At 75.1% G+C, this 5,204-nt stretch carries 5 protein-coding genes; all 5 read left to right on the top strand.

Annotated elements, in window-relative coordinates; genetic code table 11:
- The coding region (locus ACZJYS_RS22455; protein ID WP_493180389.1) for a fumarylacetoacetate hydrolase family protein at nt 1-622 on the top strand (622 nt) is incomplete at its 5' end.
- A gap of 129 nt (nt 623-751) precedes the next feature.
- Nucleotides 752-1,741: a tripartite tricarboxylate transporter substrate binding protein gene (locus ACZJYS_RS22450; RefSeq protein WP_493180388.1), complete on the top strand. Its 990-nt coding sequence runs from the start codon at nt 752-754 to the stop codon at nt 1,739-1,741.
- Between the two features lie 136 nt (nt 1,742-1,877).
- Nucleotides 1,878-2,837 carry an aliphatic sulfonate ABC transporter substrate-binding protein gene (locus ACZJYS_RS22445; protein WP_493180387.1) on the top strand — a complete coding sequence of 320 codons (960 nt, stop codon included), beginning with the start codon at nt 1,878-1,880 and terminating at the stop codon, nt 2,835-2,837.
- Nucleotides 2,838-3,101: 264 nt separating this feature from the next.
- Nucleotides 3,102-3,755, top strand: coding sequence for a cytochrome c3 family protein (locus tag ACZJYS_RS22440; protein WP_493180386.1), 654 nt, complete (start codon nt 3,102-3,104; stop codon nt 3,753-3,755).
- Nucleotides 3,743-5,204, top strand: a 1,462-nt coding sequence (locus ACZJYS_RS22435; protein ID WP_493180385.1) for a molybdopterin-binding domain-containing protein, incomplete at its 3' end; no start/stop codon positions are given. The genes ACZJYS_RS22440 and ACZJYS_RS22435, both read left to right, overlap by 13 nt.

Below are 5,204 nucleotides of genomic sequence, written 5' to 3'. Positions count from 1 at the left end.
ATTCGCCAGCAGCGGCTATGATTCCAGCGCCGCCGGGGCGGCCGACGCCATTCCCGCCGCGCCCATCATCTTCTCCAAGCCCTGGACCAGCATCTCGGGCCCCGCCGCCGACATCCCGCTGCTGCCCGGCCTCGATGGCGGGGTGGATTACGAGGCGGAGCTGGCGGTCGTCATCGGCCGGGGCGGCCGCGCCATCCCGAAGGCGCAGGCCATGGCGCATGTCTTCGGCTACACGGTGGTCAACGACGTCACGGCGCGGGACCTGCAGCAGACCCACAAGCAGTGGCTGCTGGGCAAGGGCATCGACGGCTTCTGCCCGATGGGCCCCTGGATCGTCACCGCCGACGCGGTGGAGGCCGGCGCGATGCGCGTCACCTGCACCGTCAATGGCGAGCCGCGCCAGGATGCCAGCACCGCCGACCTGATCTTCGACATCCCGACGCTGATCGAGACCATCTCGCGCAGCATGGCGCTGCTGCCGGGCGACGTCATCGCCACGGGCACGCCGGAGGGCGTCGGCATCGGCTTCAGGCCGCCGCGCTTCCTGCGCGAGGGCGACGTGGTGGAATGCGCGATCAGCGGCATCGGCCGCATCCGCAACACGCTGCGCCGCGTGGCCTGAACCAAGCGCCTGCCCCGGCGGCCCAGGCCGCCGAACGCCAAGGCCCGGCCAAGGGCCAAGGGCCAAGGGCCAAGGGCCAAGAAGAAGCCACCGGCCCAGCCGGGGAGAAAACCCGGGGAGGAAACGATGATGCTGCGACGACATCTCCTGGCCGGAGGCGCGGCCCTGTCCGCCGCCCGCCCCGCCCTTGCCCAGAACACCGGCGCCGCGGCGGAAGCCTATCCGTCCCGCGCCATCCAGATGGTGGTGGCCTTCCCGCCGGGCGGGCAGGCCGATGTCACGGCGCGGCCCGTGGCCGCTGCCCTGGAGAGCGCCTTCCGCCAGCCCGTGCCGGTGGTCAACCGCGCCGGCGCGGGGGGCATCGTCGGCACCGCCAGCGTGGCGCGGGCGCCGGCGGACGGCCACACGGCGCTGCTCGCCCTCTCCTCGCTCAGCGTGCTGCCGGAGGCGGAGCGCATCCAGGGCCGCACCCCGGCCTATACTGTGGACCAATTTGCGCCAATAGCCCGCATTACCGCCGACCCCACGCTGCTGGTGGTGCCCGCCGGCGCGCCCTGGCAGAGCCTGGAAGAGTTCGTGGCCGATGCCAGGGGGCGGCCCGGCGCCATCACCTATGGCTCGGCCGGCAACTACTCCACCCTGCACGTCGCCATGGCGATGCTGACCGGCGCGGCGGGGCTCGACCTGCTGCATGTGCCCTTCCAGGGCGGCGGGCCGGCGCTGACCGCGCTGCTGTCCGGCACGCTGGACGCGCTGGCCTCCGGCCCCGGCCCGGTGCTGCCGCATCTGCGCGAGGGTTGGCTGCGCGCCCTCGCCTGCTGGGGGGCGCAGCGCATCCCCGGCTTCGAGACGGTGCCGACTTTCATCGAGCGCGGCTTCCCGGAGGTGGAGTTCTACATCTGGACCGGGCTGTTCGTGCCCGCCGCGACGCCGGAGCCGGTCCAGGCGCGGCTGCGCGGGGCGCTGCGCGCCGCCTGCGAGGGGCCGCAGCTGCGCCGCGCCCTGGAGGCCGCCGGCAGCCCCGTCGCCTACCAGGAGGGGGAGGCGTTCGCCCGCTTCTTCGCCGCCGACAATGCGCGGCTGATCCGCGCCGTGCAGCGCATCGGCAAGGTGGAGTAGGGCGCGCGGCATGGGGGGCGCTAGGGAGGCGGTCAGGGGGGGCGCCCCGTGGCCTGCCATCTGCTAGACACCGCGCGGCCAGAACCTTTTCACCCTCCGGGCGCCGCTGCCCGGACGCCGCCGCGAGGACACCGCCATGCACCGCCGTACCCTGGCCCGGCTGAGCGCCGGCGCCCTCGCCTTGCCCTTCCTGCGCGGCGCCGGCGCGCGCGCCGCCGGTCCGGCGGTGCTGCGCATCGGCTGGCTGCGGGCGCCGAACGACATCACCACCGGCCGTGCCCGCGGCACGCTGGAACGGGCCGCCGCGGCGCAGGGCGCGCGCGTGGAATGGGCCGGCCCCTTCGCCGCCGCCGCCCCGGCGCTGGAGGCGCTGAACGCCGGCAGCATCGACATCACCGCCGGCAGCTCCCCCGCCTGCGTCACCGCGCTCTCGGCCGGCATCCCGATGGTGATCTTCGCCTGCCAGAAGATCGCGCCGGCGGCGGAGGGCATCCTGGTGCGGCAGGATTCGCCGGTCCGCAGCCTGGCGGATCTGCGCGGGCGCAGCGTCGCGGTCAACCGCGGCGGCACGGGCGAATACCTGCTGGTGCGGGCGCTGGAGCGCGCGGGCATCGACCCCGCCAGCGTGCGCCGCGCCTATCTCAGCCCGAGCGACAGCGGCGCGGCCTTCGTCCAGGGCCATGTCGACGCCTGGGCCAGCTGGGACCCCTTCGTCACCATCGCGCAGCGCAGCCACGGCGCGCGGGTGCTGGCCGACGGCGCCGCGATCGGCTCGGACAACGCGGTGACGCTGATGGCGCACAGCGACATGGCGGCGCACCGGCGGCCGCTGCTGCAGGCCGTCTTCGCCGCCTGCCGCGCGGACAATGACTGGGCCCAGGCCAACCCGGCCGAGGCCGGGCGGATCTGGACCGAGGCGATGGGCCTGCCGGAGGCGCTGGCCCCCGCCATCGGCGCCAACAACGCCGTGCCGATGCGGGCGCCGACCGAGGCCGATGTGGCGCAGATCGAGCGCATCGCCGACTGGTACGTGGCCAACCGCATCGTGCGGCGCCGGCCGGACATCGCCCCCGCCGTGGTGAGGCTGGAGGGCTGACAGCGGCCCTGCCGAGGGGGTGCGGCGGAGTGCCGGACGATGCGGGGTATGCGGCAGGGCGGCCCTGGAACCGCGGGGGCGGGCCGGCCCGCAGCCCGGCGCTGCGAGGATGGCAAGGCCAGCCGCCTCCCAACCCGTGACAGAGATTTAATGCCCGACCGGTGACGCCGGAACGCCGGCTCGCGCCTTCATGCCATGTGCCTCCCTCGCTGGCGCAGGAACGGCGCCTTTCCGGATGCGGGCGCGGAACTTGGATGAGCCTGGATGCAGCATTTCAGCCAGAGCGCCGATACCCTGCTGCGTTTCGCTCTGGCGGCCATCGTCCTGGCGTTCGGCCTTGCCGTCGTGCTGCTCCTCGCCTGGCCCTTCACCACCCATGCGACGGGCCAGGGCAGGGTCGTGGCGCAGCCCGTCCAGTTCAGCCATGCCCACCATGTCGGCGGGCTGGGGCTGGATTGCCGCTACTGCCATGACACGGTTCAGCGCTCCCGCTTCGCCGGGCTGCCGCCGACCCACACCTGCATGACCTGCCATTCCCAGGTCTGGACGCAGGCGGAGATGCTGGCGCCCGTGCGCCGGAGCCTGGCGGAGAACCGGCCGCTGGCCTGGAAGCGCGTCCACGACCTGCCGGACTACGTGTTCTTCGACCACAGCGTGCATGTGGCCAATGGCGTCGGCTGCAGCACCTGCCATGGCGCGGTGCAGACCATGCAGCAGGTCTCGCAGGCCGCACCCCTGACGATGGCATGGTGCCTCGACTGCCACCGGAACCCGGCGCGCTGGCTGCGCGAGGAGGACCGGGTCTTCGACATGCAGTGGACGCCGCCGCCGGACCAGGCCGAGCGCGGCCGCCGCCTCCTGGCGCATTACGGCATCCGCGCCGAGCACCTGACGGATTGCTCGCGATGCCACCGCTGACGCCGCCGCTCGGCCGCCGCCAGGCCGCCCTCGGGCTGCTCGCCTCGGCCCTGGCGCTGACGGGGTGCGGCGAGCCGGAGCAGGAGATCCTGCCCTACGTGCTGAAGCCGGAGGGCGTGACGCCAGGGGTGCCGCGGCACTTCGCCACCAGCCTGACCCTGAACGGCTATGCGCGCGGCGTGGTGGCCACCGTCTTCGCGGGCCGGCCGGTGAAGCTGGAGGGCAACCCGCTGCACCCGGCCAGCCTGGGCGCCACGGATGCCTTCACCGAGTCCGCCATCCTCTCCCTCTACGACCCCGACCGCTCCCGCGCCGTGCGGCAGGGCGGGCGGGTGAGCAGCTGGGACGCCGCCCTGCAGGCCCTGCTGCCGCGGCTGCGGGCGCTGGAGGCCTCGGGCGGCGCAGGGCTGCGGCTGCTGACGGGCCATCTCACCTCGCCCACCCTGCTGCGGCTGATCGGCGCCCTGCGGCAGCGTTTCCCCGCCCTGCACTGGCACGCGCACGAGCCGGTGGGCGAGGAACACGCTCTCGCCGGCGCCGCCCTGGCCTTCGGCGCCCCGCTGGTGGCGCGGCCACGGCCGGAGGCGGCGCGGGTGATCCTCTCGCTGGAGGCCGACCCGCTGGGGCCGGGCCCGGACCAGATCCGCCACGCCCGCGCCTTCGCCGCCCGCCGCACCGCGCGGCGCGGACGGGACGAGCCCTTCGCCCGGCTCTACGCGCTGGAATCCGGCCTCTCCGTCACGGGCGCCAAGGCGGACCACCGGCTGGCGCTGCCCCCCGCCGGGGTGCGGGACGTGCTGGTGGCGCTGGCGGCGCGGCTCGGGGCCGGCCTGCCCGCCCCGGCGCTGCCGCCCGAGGCGGCGCGCTTCCTCGCCGCCGTGGCGGATGATCTCGCCGCCGCGCCGGGCGCGGCGCTGGTGCTGGCCGGCCCCTGGACGCCGCCCGAATGGCAGGCCCTCGTCCACTGGATCAACGACCGGCTGGACGCGCCGGTCGATTGGCTGGCGCCCCCGCCCGAACAGCCCGAGGACCTGCCCGCCCTGGCCGCGGCGCTGCGGCAGGGCGAGGCCGGGATGCTGGTGATCCTCGGCGCCAACCCGGCCTATGACGCGCCGGCCGATCTCGGCTTCGCCGGCCTGCTGCGGGAGAGCGCGGCCTTCACCCTGCATCTCGGCCCCTGGCGGGACGAGACGGCCGCGCTCTGCCAGTGGCACCTGCCCGGGCATCATCCGCTGGAGGACTGGTCCGATGCGCGGGCGCCGGACGGCACGGCCAGCATCGCCCAGCCGCTGATCCGGCCGCTCTACGGCACCCGCCCGGCGGCCTGGCTGCTGGGGGCGATGGCGGGGCGGCTCGACCTCGACGGCCACACGGCCCTGCGCGAGACCTGGGCGGCGCGATGGCCCGCCGGCAGCTTCGAGGCCCATTGGCGGCAGGCGCTGCATGACG

It is taken from the genome of Roseomonas sp. TS2, assembly GCF_058833935.1.
Note: the sequence above shows the minus strand (reverse complement) of the source record. Positions and strands in the feature narration are given on the sequence as shown.